Consider the following 19459-nt stretch of genomic DNA (forward strand, 5'->3'; position numbering starts at 1 on the left):
TAGTGAGATCAAGGGTCGCACCCGTTTTTCGAGATGGATTTTTTCCTCAAGTTGATGGAGGCCGCCGAAATCGTGGTGCTGGTTGTCTTGTCGCTTGGTGGGTTTGTTGCTGCGGCCGCCTGCGCGGTTGCCCTGGTTTTCGGCAGGAGCAGCTAAGGCCGGGGGTTCTCCCCGCAATTCTCCTTTCTCGATCCCCCGTTCCCATTCATCCTTCGGGACCTCGATGAATCGTTTCACCGAATTCGAACACGAAGGCTGGGAACGCGTCGCAAACAAATACGACTCCGTCTGGTCGAGCTCCACCCGCCAATTCATTCCGCCCTTGCTCGACGCGGCGGACGTCTCCGCCAACCTGTCCCTCCTCGATGTCGGATGCGGCCCTGGTTACGTTTCCGCGGCTGCGGCCGAACGCGGCGCGATCCCTACCGGACTCGATTTTTCCCGGGAGATGATTGCGATCGCGAAGAAAATGTTTCCGCGGATCCAGTTCCAGGAAGGCGACGCCCAAAACCTTCCTTTCGCTGACGGCAGCTTCGACCGCGTCGTGGCCAATTTCGCCCTTCTCCATTTGGCCGACCCCGAACGGGCCTTTGCCGAAGCGTGCCGGGTTCTCAAGCCCGGTGGAAAATTCGGGTTTAGCACCTGGGCACACCTGACCGAAAATCCATTTGTGAAACTGGTCGACGACGCCATCCAGGCGCACGCGACGCTCGACGTCGATCTTCCGCCCGGTCCGCCTTACTACCTGTTTGCCAGCCGTGATGAATTCCGAGAAGCGCTCGCCCGGGCTGGCTTCGATGGCGATTCGATGACTTTCAAAGTGCACACCATCGAATGGAAAATCCCGAGCGCCCGCTTCCTTTTCGAAGCGGAACTCAACGCGGGCGTTCGCACCGCCGGACTGCTCGCCCGGCAAAGTCCCGAACAACTGAGAGCCATTCAATCAGCCATCGAAGAGGCTGTGCGGCCTTACGCCAAAAGTGACGGCTTCGCCATTCCCAAGGCCGCTTACCTTGTCGCCGCCCGCAAGACCTGAGAAACAGTCTTCCCTTTCGTCAAGCATTGCTCTTCGGCCTCCGATTCCACACCACCAGCCCAATTCCTCCCAGCACGGCCACCGACGCGAGAACCAGGCGCAGCGAGATTGCTTCGCCGAGAAACAAGATCCCGCCCGCTGCGGCGAGCACCGGCACCATGAGCTGAACGCTCGCAGCACTGGCGCCTTTCAAGCCCGGAAGTGCCGTGTACCAAATCGCATAGCCAGCTCCCGACGCGATCGCTCCCGACAAAACCGCATAAACAATTCCGGCGCGATCGAACCTGATCCACGGCAGCGCGGCCAGGCTCAGGATTACCGCCAGGGGAACAGCCCGCGCGAAATTACCGGCGGTCGCTCGGACCGGTTCTCCCGCGTTTTTGCCCCGAAGCGAATAGATGCCCCAGGCGACACCAGCTGCCAGCATCAGGACCGAGCCCCCGAGAGGCGGCGCGGAGAGGCCGGGGAAAACAAGGGCCACCAGCCCGGCCAGCGCGAAAGCAAGCCCGAGACGTTGTCGCCAGGCAAGGCGTTCACCAGTTCGCAAGGCCCAAAAAATCATCGTCGCCTGCACGGCGCCGAAGAGAAGCAGGGCGCCGGTTCCCGCCGGCAAACTGAGGTAGGCGAACGAAAACGCTGCGGCATAAGCAAAAAGCATCGCCGCGGAAAACCAGCTCCCTGCCTTTCGGAGCGATTCCGATCGCAGGCTCACGATGAGTCTAAGCGCGACCGCTCCTGAAACGATTCGGACCAGGGTAAAGGTGGCGGCATCAATCGCAGTATGCTTTAGCGCCAGGCGGCAAAGGAGCGAGTTGCCGGCAAAGGCCGTCATCGCCATGAGCGTGAGGCAGAAGATTCGCGTCGAGGTCATGTTCTTGTCCGCGCCGAACTGACGGCCTGGGAAAAGTAACAACTCCGTTACCTTTCTCACGTCGCCTGAGAGGGCCGTTTTCCGGCACCCTAACGATACCATTGGTGTTCGCATCACCAATAAAGTGCACCTGGAGGAAATGATTATGTTTACCCCGTTCAAAACTCAGCAAGTTGGAGTGTGGATCTCCCAGTTGAATACCCTCCGAGCCTGGCGACTCCGCCTCACCGTTCCTTTCCTTCTAGCCCTGGGCCTCGCGCTCGCCGGGAGCATCCAGTCCGCGAAAGCCGCGGATGGCGACCTGGATCTTACGTTCGGCCTTGGCGGCAAAGTGATAACCGACTTCAACAATAGCACTGACTGGCTGAGCCGGGTCGCTGTCCAGGCTGACGGCAAGATCGTCGCCATTGGCGTCACCCATCCAAGCCATAAGGGGGCGCTCGCCCGCTACAACCCGGATGGCACCCTCGACCCAACATTTGGGAATGGCGGCAAAGTGATCACCGTGGCCACCGTCCGGGAAAGCGCGTCCGGGCTCCTCATTCTGCCAGACGGCAAAATCGTGATTAGCGGAAGCATCGACCTACCTTCTACCTCGGATACTTCGTTCGTCCTCCTCCGCTTCAACTCGGACGGCTCGGTCGATCCCGCTTTCGGCAACAGCGGGACCGTGACCACAAATATCAGCTTTAATGATGACCAGGCTTACGCGCTCGCCCTCCAGACTGATGGGAAAATCGTGGCCGCTGGCCGGAGGGGGATCCAGTTCAATGTCTCTGAGCAAAGGAAAGGTAATGTTGCCCTCACCCGCTACAATCCTGACGGCTCGCTGGACACGACGTTTGGCACCCTCGGGAAGGTGGTCAATGACTTCGGGCAGGGCCTCGAGAGTTATGCCCTCGAGGTAATCATCCAACCCGACGGCAAGATCGTCATCGCCGGCGAGTCCGCCTATGCATTCCTGGTGGCCCGTTATAACTCTAACGGAACGCTCGATACGACCTTCGGCAACGGCGGCTTCACGGAGATCAATTTTGGCAACCTGAGCTGGGACCATGGCAGGGATGTTGTCCTTCAGGCCGACGGCAAGATCATTGTGGTAGGGATTTCCGAGATTAATAGCCCCTACGATAGTTTCGCCGTCGCGCGCTTTAATCCGGACGGGTCGTTGGACCAGAGCTTTGGCAACGGTGGCAAGTTCGTCATGGTCGACGAGGGAGATCTCGAGGCGGCTGTTCTTCAGAGCGACGGCAAGCTGATCGCGCTTGGCACTACCGGCAACAACTTCACATTGCTGCGCTTCAACCTGAACGGCTCCCTCGATCCGACGTTCGGCATCAACGGCACCGTCACCACAACGTTCGGCGGGGGCAATGCCGAAGGAAGCGACCTTGTTTTTCAACCCGATGGCAAGCTCCTCGCCGGCGGCCTTACTTCCACCGATTTTTACTTTCAGAATAGCGACTTTGCCCTGGCGCGTTATCTGGTCGGGGCAAACCCGGCGCCAACTCCGACGCCTACCCCCCCGATCAAGAAAGGGCGCCGGCCGAGCTCTTGAGCTGAATTAATCGCCGGAAGATTTCCGCCGCCGTCGGATTCCGACATTTCCGCTGATCGAGTGATAATTCACTCGCTGTCCCACGCGCAATGGGGGCCGTTCCTTCGAATTAATGGTGCCGGAACGACCGGCTTAGGGAAAAGAGGGAAAATGATCTTGGGACGTAATAGTTTTAATCTTGTCGCCGGTATCGTGCTGATATTGGCCAGTTTATCCGCCTCGGCGCAGCCGACACCAACCCCGACTGCCACTCCGACGCCTACTGCGACCGCGACGCCTACCCCGGCGCCCACGGCAACGCCGGCCCCAACGCCCGATCCCGGCTTTAGCAGAATCATCCTCTTCGGAGATAGTCTTTCCGATACCGGGAATATGCGGGCCGAGGTCAACTCGATGACCGGCGGCCTGGTCGATTATCCCAGCGGCAGTTTTAATTTCAGCGACGGCCGTTTCACCAATAGCAGCGACACCGACCCCGGTTCGGCCACTTACGTCGGCGTCTGGCACGAACAGCTCGCGAGGACTTTCCTCAATATTCTCCCTGCGACTGCCAGCTCCAGCGGCGGCTTCAACTATGCCTTTGGCGGGGCCAGAAGTACCGACGGCACTCACGAGGAGCTCGCCGTCCACAGTGATGTCTTTGGCGACGTCACCATCACGGTCAATGACCTCGGCAAACAGGTGGACGATTATCTTGGCGCTAACGGAACTGACCCGAACGCGCTCTACATTGTTTGGGGCGGTGGGAACGATATCCGCACCGATGACAGCGAGGCCAACACGACCGCCACCGCTGCCCGCATCACGGCCCTGGTCGGCCGCCTCGCGACCGCCGGCGCTCAGTTCATCATGGTCCCGAATCTGCCGCCGGTCGGCAACATCCCAAGATACGCCCAGGACCCGGATCGGATCGTGACGTTGAATTCTGATTCGATTCTTTTTCGGGAGGAGTTGGACGCGGATCTTGACGCACTTGTCAGCGACCTTGCCGGCCAGGGGATCACTCCCACGATCTATCGGGTCGATGTCTGGACGAATGTGATCCGGACTCTCGCCTCTCCCGCGGATTACGGGTTCACTAACGTCCGCCAGCCTTCCCAGGGTAACTCGAATGTGGACCCCGACGATTATATTTACTGGGACGAAGTCCATCCCACCACGGCCGGTCATTACTGGCTCGCCAAAGGCGCGAACGACGCGATCACGCTTCCCGTGGTTGCGCCCGGCAAAGCCGTCAATCTCGCGACTCGCGTCTCCGTCGGGACCGGCGACGAAGTGGCCATCGCTGGTTTCATTATTCTGGGGGATGGTCCAAAGAAGGTTCTCATCCGCGGCATTGGTCCCAGCCTCACCATGCACGGTGTCCCGAATCCGCTGGCCGATCCCACTCTCAATTTGTTGGACGAGGGTGCGAACTCCCTGGGAACGAATGACAATTGGAGAGATTCAGCCCAGGCCATGGAAATCATGAACAGCGGCCTCTCCCCGGGCAACGATCTGGAGTCGGCGATCCTTGTCTCACTCATGCCCGGGCAGTACACCGCGGTCCTCTCCGGCAAAGACTCCACGGTCGGCAATGGTCTGGTCGAAATTTATGATCTCGACGCCGGCGCGAGCTCCACCCTCGGCAACGTGAGCACGCGCGGCTTTGTCGGCACCGGCGACAACGTCCTCATCGGCGGGCTCATTATCGCCGACGGCGAAAACCCGATGGTCGTGGTTCGAGCCATGGGACCCAGTTTGACCAACGCCGGCATCGCCGAGCCGCTTATGGATCCCACCCTCGACTTGTACAACGCCAACGGCGAGCCCATTGCCTCCAATGACGATTGGAAAAATGGCCAGTCCGAGGCCGCGATCGCAACCCTGCTGTATCCTTTCGACGATCGGGAATCAGTCGTCGTGGCCTTTCCGGCGCCCGGCAATTACACCGCTATTGTTCGCGGTAAGGACGACACCACCGGCATTGCCCTCGTCGAAGCCTACCGGCTGCCGTAAGGAAAGGAAGAAGTAAGAGGTAAGAAGGAAGAAAGCGGCCTTTTCACAAGAGTGCCTTCATTCAGTCTCTTATTTCTTATTTCTTCCTTTTTCCTTCTTACTTCTTCCTTTCGAGCGCTCCGGCGCTAAGAGTAGCGGGATGAAAATCAAAACGATCGGATTGAGCGTGGCGCTTTCTCTGGCCGCGGGAGCGCTTTGTTTTGGCAGCCCGGCCCTGGGCACGTGGAAATTGAATGAGGCCAAATCCATCTTCGAACCCGGGCAGGCCAGGAACCTCACGGTTGTTTATGCCGAAGTGCCCGGCGACTTGGTGAAGATTACCACCGACGGCGTCGACAAAAATGGGAAACCAACCCACTCCGAGTGGACTGGAAAATTCGACGGCAAGGATTATCCCGTCACCGGCGACCCGAATTCCGACGCGCGCCTCTACAAGCAGATCGATGCGAACACTCTGGATTTCATCGTGGAGAAGGACGGGGAGGTCATCATGGGAGGTAAAGTGAGCATTGCCGCGGATGGCAAGACCCGCACCGTTACCACGAGCGGCACCGACCCCGACGGCAAACGCTTCAAGAACATGGCGTTCTACGACAAGGTCGAGGAAAGTAAGAAGTAGAGAGACGCCTCGCCGCGGCGAGCTATGGAGACGGCCTGCCATCAGGCCGTTGAGAGCGTGCTGGACCACCGATCTCCCCCTTTTTACTTCTTCCTTACTTTTTCCGTCTCCGGCACAGAATTTGCAACCAAAACGCGGGGGATCACTTCCCGCCGCCCATGCTCGACACCCAAGTTTCTGCCACCCTCGATCTCTTCCCGGACGACCCCCTGAAATGGGATGGGTGGGAGAAATACAAAGCGGAAAATCCTTACGAGCGCCTCTGCCTTAATCCAAGGGCCAGGCCAAACGAGGAACAAATTCAGCAGCACTGCACCGCTCTCCTCCAGTGGTGGCAAAAAAAGCTCCGGCTCAAGAGTCAGCCGAGCAACCCGCTCACCCAGTTGCTCGGGCGCGGCATTGACGAAGCGCCGGCGCTTATCGTCGAGGCCCGCATGCAGCTTCTCGATCAGGAACAGCGGCGGCAGATCGATGACGAACTGATAGCCCAAATCCAGCAGGAAACGCTGGCCGATTTTTCCAAATACGTCGCCTTCTCCCTCGCGCGCCGGGTCCTGACCGCGGACGCCGAGGCCAATCTTTCAGAATACGGGCAGCGCAACGGCCTGACGGAAGAGCAGACCCGGAACTGCATCGAAGAAGAATTACGGCGGCACAAAGCCCAGCGCGTCGCACCGGCGGAGCCAGAAACGAAACCCGCGGTCACCAACAGCACGGACGCCGAAAAGGAATTCCTCCATATCCTTGCCCTGGCCCGCCTGAGTCTTGCCGACGCCACTCCTATGGTGCGGCGAGCTTTCGCGGCTATCGCGGAGAGCCTCGGGATTCCCCTGGAGCGGGCTGAATACCTTTTCGACAATTTCCTGGAAGAGACCGAAATCGCTCCCGCCCCGGCCCCCGCCCCTGCGCGGGAAACGCCAGCGCCAGGACCAGCACCCGCAACCCAGACCAAGGCCGATCCGACCCCGCCGCCGAAAACGCCGCCTCCTCCCGCACCGAAAATCATCCAACCCGTTCTCTTCAAACCAACGCCATCCTCTTCGCCGCCCGAGTTCGTCAATCCGGTCATCGGGAAGATGGTTTTGATTCCCGAAGGCGAATTTATGATGGGGAGCGAAGAGCCGGACGCCGCGCCTAACGAGCAACCGATTACCCAGGTGATCCTGAGCGAGTTCTACATGTCCCGGTTTCCGGTGACCAATGCGCAATATGAGCAGTTCGATCCGCGGCACCGGCAAAAGCGAATAAAAGGGGCCGGCGACGATCATCCGGTTGTCTATGTCACCAGTCTCGAGGCCGACAAATATTGCCAATGGCTTGGCTTGAGGGATGGGAAAAATTACCGGCTGCCGACGGAAGCGGAATGGGAATACGCCGCGCGCGGAAACGATGGCCGGAAATATCCGTGGGGAAACCACGCGCGGCGCGGCGGTTCCGCCAACTTCGCCGATGCCAGTACCAGTTTCCCGTGGCGCGACCAGCAAATTAACGACGGCTACGCGGAGACCTCGCCCGTGGGCGCGTTCCCGCTCGGGGCAAGCTTCTTCGGGCTCGAAGATATGGCGGGAAACGTTTGGGAATGGTGTTCGGATTTCTACGGACCGCTGCCCGGCGCGTTGAAGAAAAATCCTCGCGTTGCTTCCGGCGGCACTCGCGTTTATCGCGGTGGAAGCTGGAAATCGCGCTTCACCAGTCTGCGCACGACAACGCGGAGCTCGAACGCCCCGAACTACGCCTCAAACGACGTCGGCTTTCGCATCGTCTGCGAATGCCGAAACCCAGCGGCGATTCCCTAAGCCTCCGGGAAAACGGAGGCGGCCTGCCTCCAGTCCGTGACCTGGCTCGCGGTAGTTATCGCGTTTTCCTTAGGCTGTAGCGGCCGCTATCGCCGGCGGACCACCAGCCTTTCCAAAGTAACAACTACGTTACCTTTCCAGCCCAGCCGGGGCCTCGGTTCAGTCACGAACCAATAGGTACGAAACAGACTTAGTGAGCTGCTTCGCGATAAACCTAACGACACAAATTCAACCTCAAAACATATCTCATGAAAACTCAAAATGACACCATGGCTGACCGCTCATTTTCGAGCGTCGAATTACTTCCCGTTTCCAAGCACGCCGCCGCGCCGCCACCCCCTCTTCCGCGACGAACTTTTCTTCGTCGTCTCGGAATGGGGGCCGCGTTCCTGGCGCCTGGCGCGGGTTTGATCAGCACGGCATCGATAGCAAGAGCCGGCGCAGGAACTCTCACCCAGGGAGACGTCGACATTCTGCGGTTTCTGGCCGCGGCTGAGATCATCGAGACCGATCTATGGCAGCAATACACGGAGCTGGGCGGACAGGATTCCAAGGAATCCCCTTATCGGGCCGCCCTTGAAATCCTCGATGAGGACCAGCCGCAGTACATCTCCGACAACACCGACGATGAGCAAAGCCATGTTGATTTCCTCAATGCCTTCCTCAGCGCGGCCGGCGCGTCTCCGGTAAACCTCGATCAGTTCCGCACCCTGCCCAGCAGTCAAGCCACTGGGGCGCAGCAAATCGGACGGCTGACGAACCTGATGCAGCTAACGATCGATACCAGCTGGTGGACGCGTTACCGCAGCACTACCAATCCCGACCTGGGAGCCATGTTCCCGCACGCGGTCCCGAGTCTGGCCACGGGTCTGCACGCGGCGATTCCAAGAAACGATGCCGAGCAGGGCGACCCTGATAACCTCAGCGATCACATCAAGGCCATCGCGTTTACCGCGGGATTCCACTTTGGCTTCATCGAGCAGGGCGGCACGAGTTTGTATGCAGCCATGGCCCGCAAAGTAACGAATCTCACCGCCCTCGAAGTTGTTCTCGGCATTGGCGGCGCCGAAGTCATGCATTTCCAGACCTGGCAGGACAAGGCGGGCAATGCCACGCCGTTGACCGATCACGACCCGATCAACAATTCCGACGTGACCTTTGAGGACCTTCACAAAGGCCAGCCGGAAGAACTGCAGGCGAATCTGATCATGCCGGAGCCCTGCCAGTTTATTGATCCAAGTCTTCCGGCTTGTTCCGTCATTCGTCCAATCGGGTCCCAGCAAGTCAGCGCCAGGGGCGCGATCTCGGCGCTAACGGCTGACGGATTGTTCCGCGGACAATCGACGCAATTCTTTAAAGCGCTCGACGTCCTGGCCCAGGCAGCAGACGCGGCCCGCCGGTCTATTTGATAGATAATCCGTAATGGCGAATGAAGACGGCTCGCCCCGGCGAGCCGTCGGGACGCCGCCGCACCGGCCGATCATTCGGCAACCATTTCACCGGCCAAACACGAATTGATTGAAGAGACTTAGATCAATCGGACTCATGACTATGAAAACGTTCATCGCTATTTTAGTCGGCTGCTCTCTTGCGCTTTCCGCGGGCACCGCCGCAAACCAGAACCCCGACAAAAAGGCCGCCCCCAAAACAAAGTCCGCGCCCAAGCAGAAGGCCCCACGTGTCCATGCCGCGCCGCACGTCAACACCACCCGCACCGCGCCGAACTCGCACATGAAGGTGAACCGGCCGCCCTCCGCCGAAAAACTGGCCAAATCCAAGACGCACGAAAACAACGTTGCCAAACAACAGCTCCACAAAGCGCCGACCGCTCCAAAGGCCGAATTGCCCGCGGTGCAGTCCCAGAAGCTGCCCACGGCCCAAACGAACAAGAAATTTACTCCGCTCCCGAAGGAATCCATCGAGAGAATCCAGGCGCAACACCGGAATTTCAAAGCCAGACCCAACTCAGCGATCGCCAGCGCGCAGTTCAATCAGAACTATCAGATTGCGGGCGCCCAGAATTGGACCGGCCCACAATATCGTGTCTTCGCGGCGTACCGTCCGCAATGGCACGACCAGAGTTGGTGGCAATCGCGTTACAGCGCCAGCCTTCTGCTGATCGGGGGCGGATGGTATTATTGGGACGCCGGGTATTGGTATCCGGCGTGGGGGTACGATCAATCTGCCGCCTACTATCCGTACGACGGCCCGATCTATGTCGGCGATAACCGGACGCCGTTCGACCAGGTCGTGGCCGATGTTCAGGCCACGTTGCAGGAGCAGGGTTATTACAGAGGCGACGTCGACGGCCTGATGGGCCCGCTCACCCGCCAGGCTCTCGCCGATTTCCAGCGGGACAACGGCCTCGTAACCACGGCCGCGCTCGACCAACCAACGTTGTCTACGCTTGGGCTCGGCTAGCGAGGCCGTTGCTGTCTGGCTCGCCAAAGCTGCGTCCTGCATATCTCTCAGCACGCATCCCGTATTTCGCTATCTTATTACTTTATGAAATCTCGCTTTCTCGAACTTGCCGGTCTCGTTCTCATCGGTGACGGCCTCATGGGCCTGCTCCGTCCCCGGCGTCATTCCCTTCTCTGGCATATCGGCCCGCAACTCGCGAAAGCCGTCACCGAAGAGCTGGCCGACCATCCCAACACAGCCCGATCCATTTACGCCGCCGAATTAGCGCTCGGAATCGCCGTCGCTTCCATCGCCCTCTCAGACGTCAACGATCTTTAGGCGAAGGGGAAGAAAGTGACGAGTAACATGTCACCTTCTTACTTCTTCCTTCTGCCTTCCCATGACCCGGCTTCCCGTTAAGGCGAACAAAACCGTCTTTATCTGTCTCCTCATCCTGGTCCTCTTCTTCGGGCTGCTGTCGCTCGGCAATCTGTTGCAATTGCGCCACGGCTTCCGGCTGGCGCCCCTCATCTGGACGATCATGCCAATCGCCCTGCTGAGCCCGGTGTTTTATCTGGTTTGGCGCGGTCATTCCCGCTCCGTGAAAATCTTCACCGAAGACGGCCTCACCCGAAACGACGGCTACCGCTTTTCCTGGTCCGAGCTCGATTGCGTCATCGAGCAACTCCACCGCTTCAGGAATCGCGGCGACGTTTTGTGGCGCATCGAAATTCATTTCAAGAATGGCGGCGTCGCCTGGCTGATTCCGAACAAGATCGCCAACTACGCGGATGTTGCCGCCTACGTCACTGCGCTTCCCTGCGAACACAGGACGGTGCGGGTGTAGGCGAAAAGTAAGAAGGAAGATTTAAGAAATTCGCCGCTCGATCCCTAATTCTGTTCGGGCGCGCCACTCGCCAACTCCCGTCTTTCTTCCTTCTTACTTCTTACTTCTTACTTTCAGCGACGTCCTCGTCGCGAGCCCTTCCGCTAAGTGATCACCCCGCTCGAACCGTCGCCCCTCCGCCGTGTCGGTGCGGCTCCACGGCATTTTGGGGCCGCCGTTTTTCTTGAGAAATTTCGTAATCTCCTTCTCCGAAAGACCGGCCCCATCCAGACGCGAATACTCTTCTGAAACGCTCACTCCGCGCTCGAAGACCACCTGATAAAGATAGCGGTCCTTCTGATAAATAACGGCCACCGTTCCATCGTCGCGTAACCGGCGCGACTTCGGACCACCATACGCATCTTCAATCTGATCCCCATCCTCCCCCAAACCTGCGGAAACCATCCGCGCCATCTGGAAAAAAAGGACCCACACGAGCAATCGTCGCATCGAGCGAGGGTACGGCTATTGTCCACCTCAAGCCAATCGATAAATCACCCGCATCGCTCCGTCGACGCTTCTTCTGTAGCGGCGGTCTCTGACCGTCGTCCTCTTCCCGCTCCGGTTGCCGAAGGAACGTGGCAGGCGACGCGCCCACCCTACAATCTCGGCAAATCCACGGCCTGAGGGCAGGCCGTCTCCAATTCCGCCAAATCATTTACCTTTGCTTTTTTGCGCGCGACTATTAAACCTCCCCGGTGTTTGCTCCACCGATGAGCCTCCTGCTCCCATGAGACGCCGTCCCTTTGCGCTGGCCATGTTCCTCGCCTGGCAGGCCGCGGCCCGGCTTTCCGCGCAGAATGGGACCCTTGATCTCAGCACCCTGGAGAATTACGCGAACCAGGGAAAGCCCGGCTACATCCTGAAGGACAACACTCCGCCCGGGAACCCGATCACCGACGCCGGGGCCACGTTAGGCCGCGTCCTCTTTTACGATAAACGGCTCTCCCGCAACAACACCGTCAGCTGCGCCACCTGCCACCAGCAGGCCCACGGGTTCAGCGACAGCGCGCTGGCCAGCTTCGGCGTCGGCGGCACCACGGCGCGCCATTCCACTCGTCTGCCTAATGCGCGGTTCGGCACCGAGCCTCATTTCTTTTGGGACGAACGCGCCGTCACTTTGGAAGATCAAACGACCCATCCGATCAAAAGCGTGACCGAGATGGGCTTCAGCGGGACAAACGGCGATCCGCCTTTCTCCAGTCTCCTCTCGAGACTCGCCGCCATTCAGGAATATCAGATCCTTTTCAACTTCGCGTTTGGCTCCTCGACCATCGACGAAACTCGAATCCAAAAAGCGCTTGCCCAGTTCGTTCGCAGCATTCAATCGTTCGATTCCAAGTACGACGCCGGCAGAGCCGCAGTGCCCGACCCGCAGCCCTTCCCAAATTTCACCGCCAGCGAAAATAATGGGAAACAACTCTTCCTCCGCCCGGCTAATCAGGGCGGGGCCGGTTGCGCCGGCTGCCACCGCCCGCCTGAGTTCGATATCGACCCCGACAGCCTCAATAACGGCGTCATCTTCGCCATCGGCGGCGGCACCGACCTAACGAACACCCGCTCGCCTTCGCTCCGGAATCTCGCCGACTCCAACGGACAGCTGAACGGGCCCTTCATGCACAACGGCGGATTCACTTCCTTCGCCCAGGTCATCAATCACTACGCCGCCATTCCCGGCAACAACCAGAATCTCGATCCGCGTCTCCGGCGGCCCGGCGGGCAAGTTCAAGTGTTGAACCTCACGCCGCAGGAACGGCTCGATATTGAAGCGTTCCTGCTCACCCTCTCCGGCACCGCTGTTTACCTCGAGCCGAAATGGTCGAACCCCTTCAGCGCGTCCGGCACCATCACCCTCGTCAACGTCCCACCCGGTTTGAGCCCGACGCCCACCCCCACTCCGGCCCCGCTGCCCGCCGCTCGTTCGCTCAATATTTCCTCGCGTCTCGGCGCCGGCGCCGGCGATCAGGCCATCATCGGCGGCTTTATCATCACCGGGAACATTTCGAAAACCGTCCTCATCCGCGGGCTCGGCCCCGCCTTGACTAACTTCGGGCTCATCGGCGTGCTCGACGATCCCATGCTCGAGTTGCGTAGAGCCGATGGCGCACTCCTCTTCCAGAACGACAATTGGAAAGACAGCCAGCGCGCCTTGATCGAGGCCACTCCCTACGCGCCCGGCGACGACCGCGAACCGGTCCTCATTGCCACTCTCGACCCCGGCGCTTACACCGCGATCCTGTCCGGGAAGAATCAAACCACCGGCGTGGCTCTGCTCGAAATCTACGACCTTGACCTGGCCGCCGACGCGCAACTGGCGAACATCAGCACCCGCGGTTTTGTCGGCGCGCAGAACAACGTCATGATTGGCGGCTTCATCCTGGGCGGAGATAACGGGAACACCCGCGTGGCGATTCGCGGCCTCGGACCTTCCCTGGCGCAATTTGGCCTCGGCAATCTTCTGGCCGATCCCACCCTCGAGCTCCACGACTCTAACGGGGCCACTCTGATCACCAACGACAATTGGTCCGACGACCCCGCTGCCGCCGCGCTCCTGAGCGCCAGCGGTCTCGCTCCCTCGAGCGCGAACGAATCCGCCATTTTCACCACGCTTGCTCCCGGCCAATTCACCGCCATCCTCGCCGGAAAGAACGGCTCCACCGGTCTCGGCATCGTCGAAGTCTACAACCTGCGGTAATCTCTTCTGACCAAGCTCAGTGAAAAAGCGCTCGAGCGTCTCGATTGGCTCGCAGCCGAGCGCGAAGCTCGCCCCGTCCGCGCCATCGGCAAATGGATCGAGCCATGAGTTCAGGCTCGCAGTTCGCGGCCAACGGGTGATTCTCGACAGCGATCTCGCGAGAATTTATGGAGTTGAGACGAAGGCGCTCAATCGAGCCGTAAAACGCAATGCAGACCGCTTTCCCCGAGACTTCGTATTTCAGTTAACGCGGGAGGAGTCGGGACCGTTAAGGTACCAAACTGGCACCTTAAACACGGGCCGCGGCGTCCATCGCAAATACCGTCCTTACGCCTTCACCGAGCATGGCGCGCTCCAGGCCGCGAACGTTCTGCGGAGTAAACGCGCCGTCCAGATGAGCGTCTTCGTTATTCGCGCCTTTGTGAAAATGCGAGAGGCGCTTTCCACGAACGAAACCGTCATGAAGCGTCTCTCGCAGATTGATAACACCCTTTTCCTTCATGACGCTGCGTTGCGCGAACTCTTCCAGAAACTGCGTCCGCTGCTTCAGCCGCCTCCAGAACCGCCGAAGAAACAGATCGGATTCCATTCGGGGAAATAGCGGCGGTCTCGCGCCGCCGAAGCGCTTTGGCGCGCAGGAGGCCGACCGTCGAATTGGTGGGGCGATCACAATCGCCGAGTCGACCCATAAATTGACTTTCACTGGACTAATCCCCGGAAATCGCTTGACTCATAACTTGATTTATACTTGACTAATCCCCGTGACCTTCACGCCCAAATACCAGATTACCTCCGCTCTCCTCTCCCAGGTCGAGCAGGTCGCCGCCTTGCGCGAACGCATCCTGGCGGCTGCCGTCCAGGTCCCATGGATCCCGGCTCTGCAGAAAGACAGCCGGATTCGCAACGCTCATTCGTCCACGGCGATTGAAGGAAATCCACTTACTCTCGAGCAGGTCCGCGCCATCGAAGAAGGCCGGGACATTCCCGCCACCGCGCGACGCGCCCGCCGCGAAGTCGCCAATTATTTCGCCGGCTTGCGCTTCGTGGAAAAAAACGCGCATCTCCGGGCCATTACCCATCCGCACATTCTCAAGCTCCACCGGATCCTGGCCGAAGAAGTCATGGACCAGGGGACTGCCGGCCAATATCGCACCATCCGGGTGCGAGTCGGCGATTACATCCCGCCGCGGCCGGAGCAGGTCAAGCCGATGATGTCCGATCTGCTCGATTGGTGGAACAAACCCGAAAAACTCTCGCCGATCCTCAGCTCGGCCATTATTCATCATCAGTTCGAAACCATCCACCCGTTCGCCGACGGCAACGGCCGCGCCGGCCGAATGCTCGCCCTCTGGGAGCTCTACCGCCGCGGCTTCGACAGTCATCATCTCTTTTCCATCGACGAATTTTACTGGGAAGACCGGCCGCGCTATTACGACGCCCTGGAGAAAGTGGCGCTGGCCAAAGGCGACCTCACGAGCTGGCTCGAGTACAGCGCGGAAGGATTAGGCCGAACCCTCGAACGGGTTTGGAGCCGGATCCAGAAACTCAGTGCGAATGCCGGCAAAAAGAAACTGGTCCTTCGCCCGAAACAGGAGCAATTGCTCCATCTTCTGCGCGAACATAAGGCCATGACTCCGCGTGAAATCTGGGATGCAGTGGGCGTTTCCAAGCAAGGCGCGCTTGATCTCCTGCGCCCCCTCATGAAAGCCGGCCTGGTCCGCCGCCTCGGCACGAAAAAGACCGGACGCTATGTCCTGAGGTAATGCGCCTCTCTTAACGAGATCTTTCCTAAGTCTTACTTTGTTATCTCAAACCAGCTTGGTTCGAGATGCGCCAGCGGCTCTCTCAGCTTCGCGAGCTCCTTCGCCGGCCCGTGCACTTCCACCCGGACGAGGTCGGCAATGTTCATGGCCTTGGCGAGAAAGGTGCCAATATTATCCAGATGGGTCAGAAGCCCGGCCGCGTCCGTGTATCCTTCCCGGCAAAACACCTCGTCCCCGTTGACGCTGAATTCATAGAACAGATTCTTCGGCTCCTCTTTCGTCAGGTCCATGAAGACCGGAAACCCCTTCTTGAATTCCTCCAGTTTCCCAGGGTGCACTTTGAAGTAGGGATGCAACGACACAAAATTCGATAGGGTGCTCATGCGTCGAGGTTAGCCACCGCGCTGGAACGCGTCGAGTCCGACGCTCTGCTCCTTCTTACCTCTTCCTTCTTACTTTGCGTTTACTGGACCGCGAACATCTCCACCACCGCGATCCCGGTCGTATTGTTCGCCCCGCGCACAATCGCGGTGAAACTCGCCCCGTTGGCCGGCAGAGTCTGCAGAATCGCCGATTCCAAATCGTTCGCCGGCGCCAGCCCGCTATCGATGATCGCCTGCTTGTTCGGCGAATCTACCCAGTTGTCGTTCGTTTCCACCAGCGCACCGTTCTGATCGCGCAGCTCCATCGTTGGATTCGCGAGCTTCCCGGGCAAGGGTAACGACGGACCGATCGCGCGCATGATCACCTTCTGCGCCGCCTGACCGAGAATAATCGTCCCCGCGATCAAAATATTGTCGCCGGTCTGAACAAAACCGCGCGTCGAAATGTTCGCGAGCTTGGAATCCACGGCCGCATCGAGATCAAACGCTTCCACGACCCCGATCCCCGCAGTGTTGTTCAACCCGCGCACGATCGCCGTGTAAGCCGCATTCGCCGGCAGGCTCCGGACGATCGCCGACTCCAGGTCGTCCGTCGGCGCCAGCCCGCTGTCGAGAATCGCCTGTTTGTTCGGCGACGACACCCAGTTGTCGTTCGACTCCAGGAGCGCGCCCGATGAATCCCGCAGCTCCAGCGTCGGGTTATCCAGCTTGCCCGGGAGCGGCAGCGACGGGCCGATTGCCCGGACGATCAGCTTCTTGTTCTGGGTTCCGGTAATAATGAACCCGCCGATGAGCACGTTGTCGCCCGTCTCTACCCGCAAACGCGTCGAGATATTGGCCAGAATAGTTGTTCCCAGCGGGGCCGCGCCAAATTCAAACGACCCGATATCACTGGCCCCGAGACGAGGGGCGCTGCGTTGGTCGAAGCTGGGCGTGTTGGCCGGATCGCCGCCGTTAATGGCAGGGCTGTCGGAAAGAAGCGCGATCGTATCGCTGGAGCCCCCGTTGTTCTTCAGCCCACCGGGATCGAGCTTCGGGTCGGTATTAATTTTGTCGCCCGCGTTGGTGAAGAAGGTCTCGTTAGCTGGCGTGCCGGGATCGTCCAACGCTCCATCATTGCTCAGGTTAAACCCGTCCGAAATCATGGTGCCGCCACTGTTGGCGAAGTTTGGGCCGGTGGCTCCTGTCCGGAACAGTGAACTATGGACGCGAACCTGGCTGGATCCGGAACCACCGGTGGTGTTGAAGATCCCGCCGAGCGACGCGGAATTATTGCTTACCGTGCAATGATTGAACAGCACGTCGGCGCTGCCGGAGGCGCCGGTTTGATGAATGGCGGCGCCGCGGGAGGCCGAATTATCGGCTACCGTGCAATTGACCAGTGAGACAAAAGCGTTGCCGCCGTTCGCGCCGGAGTTGAAAATGGCACCTCCGAATTGGGAAGCCACGTTGCCGCTCAGGGTGCAATTGATCAGGTTAAGAGTGGCTCCGTCGCTGACCGAACCGTCGTTACTGATTCCGGCGCCGTTACCCGCCGTGTTGCCGCTAATGACACAATCAATCAACGCAACGGTTCCATGATCATTCAAAATGGCGCCACCAGGCGCGCCGCTGCCGATGCCCTTTCCGTTGCTCAGGGTCAATCCGATCACCTGAAATTGAGGGCCGGTGGTGGTGCCGTTACTGACGGTGAAGATCCGATAGTCGCCTCCCGTGTTGCGGCGAACGGTCAATTTGCGCGCGCCCGGCCCGTTGATCCTCAGATCACCTGTAATGTCGTTATACTGCTGAATCATCTGAATGGTTCCCGTGACACCGGGGGCGAACACGATCTCATCAGAACCGGCTTGCGCGTTGGCGGCGAAGATCGCCTCGCGCAAAGTGCAGCCATCGCCGGTCCCTGCGGCCGTGCAAACCCCATCGCCTTGATCCTCCGTCGTCGTCACGGTAAACGTCGTCCCCATCGCGACCGGAGCGACGAGAAGGGTAAGCAGAATGAGCTTTCCGATTTTCACCGAGGGTTATCCTTTGGATATCCCTTTTCCACTCTCTCAGGAAGCCCATTCTGTTGGAGCCGGCACGCCTTCGTGCCGGAGATTCGACGATCATCAAGAGTTCGAAGGAATAACGTTTTCCTAATTGATTACTCGCGCTCCTGCGCTCGCGCCGGCTACCCAGGTGCATTACCGTCTAACCGAGCCTCCCCCTCGACACTCGTTTTCTTAACTCTTAATTCTTAATTCTTAATTTATGATTCAAGTCGCTCCATCCGGCGTGCACGAGCGCGGGGTCTACGCCGCCGCGTTCATCCCGAAAGGTGCCCGCATCATCGAATACACCGGCCGGCGAATACCCGAGAGCGAGTTCCCGGATGACGCGGACAATCCGCACACCTTCCTGTTTGGCCTGGACGACGGCGTGGTGATCGATCCGGAGATTGGCGGCAACGAAGCTCGCTGGATCAACCATGGTTGCGAACCAAATTGCGAAACGATCGATGAAGACGGCCGCATCTTCGTTTATGCCCTGCGCGACATCGAGCCCGGCGAGGAACTCTTCTTCGATTACTCGTTGGAGATCGACGAACCGGTTACGAAAGAATCGAAGAAGCTCTACGAATGTCTCTGCGGAAGCCCCCAATGCCGCGGCACCATGCTCGCCGAACCCGTCGACGCGCTTCTGTAGCGGCGGTCTCCGACCGTCGACGCGATCCTCCCGGTCTTAACTACAGACTCCGCTCGTACTGATCATGGGGGCCGATCCAGAACCAGTACATCGTTTCATCTTTGAGAAGACCGAGCGCTCGATAGCCGCGGCCGACACGTATGGACCAAACTTCGCCAACTTTCTTGAATCGAAGTGGCCCATGTCGCGGATTACGCTGCCAGAGCCGGTAGGCCTTGCGAGCGGCGCGACGCTGCGGTGCCGGCAGCTGCGCGTAGAGCCGCCAAAACTCAGCCGTCGCCGAGGACTTCATCCAGGGGGAAGGTGCGGCCCGCGGCGATGTCGGCCTCCGCTTGCGCAATCAAGTGGTTGAGTCGACCGGCCTTCGCATCAGCATCAATTTGACGATCCCACGCGTCATCAAAGTCGATCTCGGCCAGGCGCTGCAGAAACTCGCCCCTTTCTGCTTCGGGGAGTTTCTTTACTGCTTCAATGATTTCTGCGACTGAACCCACGATAGAAAAGAATAATACCCCATCAAACTTCAGATCGCCAAACGGATTCTCTGTAGCCATGGCACCATGCCTGCGCTGAGCTCGCGCTTCTGTAGCGGCGGTCTCCGACCGTCGACGCGATCCTCCCGCAACAATGTTGAAAACTTGCGCTGGAGACAGCGCACCCTACAACGCTTTGCACCGACTTCGCCCGCCCCAAAAACGCCGCGAGGGCGCGCCGTCTCCAAAGGAAAAAGCCGCCGAGGCGAACACCCCGGCGGCTTCTTCACTTACTT

General features: G+C 59.3%; 19 protein-coding genes. 14 read left to right on the forward strand and 5 right to left on the reverse strand.

The features are described from left to right. Window positions 1-33: 33 nt before the first annotated feature. Complete coding sequence (locus VJU77_06225) at window positions 34-156, forward strand: hypothetical protein (GenBank protein HKP02947.1); 123 nt, start codon at window positions 34-36, stop codon at window positions 154-156. Between the two features lie 67 nt (window positions 157-223). Then, the gene (locus VJU77_06230; GenBank protein HKP02948.1) at window positions 224-1036 is read left to right on the forward strand and encodes a methyltransferase domain-containing protein; all 813 of its coding nucleotides are present in this window, start codon (window positions 224-226) and stop codon (window positions 1034-1036) included. A 19-nt stretch (window positions 1037-1055) separates the two neighbouring features. On the opposite strand, the gene VJU77_06235 is transcribed toward VJU77_06230, so the two are convergent. Beyond that, the gene (locus VJU77_06235; protein HKP02949.1) at window positions 1056-1967 is read right to left on the reverse strand and encodes a DMT family transporter; all 912 of its coding nucleotides are present in this window, start codon (window positions 1965-1967) and stop codon (window positions 1056-1058) included. A gap of 85 nt (window positions 1968-2052) precedes the next feature. On the opposite strand from VJU77_06235, the gene VJU77_06240 reads away from it, so the two are divergent. From VJU77_06240 to VJU77_06275, 8 genes are all read left to right on the forward strand, one after another. Continuing rightward, window positions 2053-3465 carry a delta-60 repeat domain-containing protein gene (locus VJU77_06240; GenBank protein ID HKP02950.1) on the forward strand — a complete coding sequence of 471 codons (1413 nt, stop codon included), beginning with the start codon at window positions 2053-2055 and terminating at the stop codon, window positions 3463-3465. A gap of 150 nt (window positions 3466-3615) precedes the next feature. After that, on the forward strand, window positions 3616-5463 hold the full coding sequence (locus VJU77_06245) for an SGNH/GDSL hydrolase family protein (GenBank protein ID HKP02951.1): 1848 nt from the start codon (window positions 3616-3618) through the stop codon (window positions 5461-5463). Window positions 5464-5602: 139 nt separating this feature from the next. Beyond that, window positions 5603-6082, forward strand: a complete 480-nt coding sequence (locus VJU77_06250) for a hypothetical protein (GenBank protein ID HKP02952.1) — start codon at window positions 5603-5605, stop codon at window positions 6080-6082. A 158-nt stretch (window positions 6083-6240) separates the two neighbouring features. After that, entirely contained in the window at window positions 6241-7878 is a 1638-nt protein-coding gene (locus VJU77_06255) for a formylglycine-generating enzyme family protein (protein ID HKP02953.1), read from the forward strand. Window positions 7879-8126: 248 nt separating this feature from the next. Then, window positions 8127-9287: a ferritin-like domain-containing protein gene (locus tag VJU77_06260; GenBank protein ID HKP02954.1), complete on the forward strand. Its 1161-nt coding sequence runs from the start codon at window positions 8127-8129 to the stop codon at window positions 9285-9287. Between the two features lie 142 nt (window positions 9288-9429). Further along, window positions 9430-10299, forward strand: coding sequence for a peptidoglycan-binding protein (locus VJU77_06265; protein ID HKP02955.1), 870 nt, complete (start codon window positions 9430-9432; stop codon window positions 10297-10299). 84 nt (window positions 10300-10383) lie between these two features. Next, entirely contained in the window at window positions 10384-10617 is a 234-nt protein-coding gene (locus VJU77_06270) for a hypothetical protein (protein HKP02956.1), read from the forward strand. 61 nt (window positions 10618-10678) lie between these two features. Further along, window positions 10679-11125, forward strand: coding sequence for a hypothetical protein (locus VJU77_06275; GenBank protein HKP02957.1), 447 nt, complete (start codon window positions 10679-10681; stop codon window positions 11123-11125). A 93-nt stretch (window positions 11126-11218) separates the two neighbouring features. Here VJU77_06275 and VJU77_06280 read toward each other — a convergent pair whose 3' ends face one another. After that, entirely contained in the window at window positions 11219-11614 is a 396-nt protein-coding gene (locus tag VJU77_06280) for a hypothetical protein (GenBank protein ID HKP02958.1), read from the reverse strand. Window positions 11615-11894: 280 nt separating this feature from the next. Here VJU77_06280 and VJU77_06285 point away from each other — a divergent pair, with 280 nt between their 5' ends. From VJU77_06285 to VJU77_06295, 3 genes are all read left to right on the forward strand, one after another. Further along, window positions 11895-13859: a cytochrome c peroxidase gene (locus tag VJU77_06285; protein ID HKP02959.1), complete on the forward strand. Its 1965-nt coding sequence runs from the start codon at window positions 11895-11897 to the stop codon at window positions 13857-13859. Window positions 13860-13878: 19 nt separating this feature from the next. Beyond that, on the forward strand, window positions 13879-14460 hold the full coding sequence (locus VJU77_06290) for an ORF6N domain-containing protein (protein ID HKP02960.1): 582 nt from the start codon (window positions 13879-13881) through the stop codon (window positions 14458-14460). A 160-nt stretch (window positions 14461-14620) separates the two neighbouring features. Next, window positions 14621-15622 carry a Fic family protein gene (locus tag VJU77_06295; GenBank protein ID HKP02961.1) on the forward strand — a complete coding sequence of 334 codons (1002 nt, stop codon included), beginning with the start codon at window positions 14621-14623 and terminating at the stop codon, window positions 15620-15622. A gap of 32 nt (window positions 15623-15654) precedes the next feature. Here the strand turns inward: VJU77_06295 and VJU77_06300 are convergent, their stop codons facing one another. Together VJU77_06300 and VJU77_06305 are read right to left on the reverse strand one after the other, a co-directional pair. Beyond that, complete coding sequence (locus VJU77_06300; GenBank protein ID HKP02962.1) at window positions 15655-16005, reverse strand: hypothetical protein; 351 nt, start codon at window positions 16003-16005, stop codon at window positions 15655-15657. An 80-nt stretch (window positions 16006-16085) separates the two neighbouring features. Further along, window positions 16086-18020, reverse strand: coding sequence for a choice-of-anchor Q domain-containing protein (locus tag VJU77_06305; protein ID HKP02963.1), 1935 nt, complete (start codon window positions 18018-18020; stop codon window positions 16086-16088). Window positions 18021-18255: 235 nt separating this feature from the next. On the opposite strand from VJU77_06305, the gene VJU77_06310 reads away from it, so the two are divergent. Continuing rightward, window positions 18256-18690: an SET domain-containing protein-lysine N-methyltransferase gene (locus VJU77_06310; protein ID HKP02964.1), complete on the forward strand. Its 435-nt coding sequence runs from the start codon at window positions 18256-18258 to the stop codon at window positions 18688-18690. Window positions 18691-18959: 269 nt separating this feature from the next. On the opposite strand, the gene VJU77_06315 is transcribed toward VJU77_06310, so the two are convergent. After that, window positions 18960-19244 (reverse strand): hypothetical protein, encoded by a 285-nt coding sequence (locus tag VJU77_06315; GenBank protein HKP02965.1) that lies wholly within the window; start codon window positions 19242-19244, stop codon window positions 18960-18962. Window positions 19245-19459 lie beyond the last annotated feature (215 nt).

It is taken from the genome of Chthoniobacterales bacterium (assembly GCA_035274845.1).
In the GTDB taxonomy this organism is placed as follows: Bacteria; Verrucomicrobiota; Verrucomicrobiia; order Chthoniobacterales; family UBA10450; genus AV80.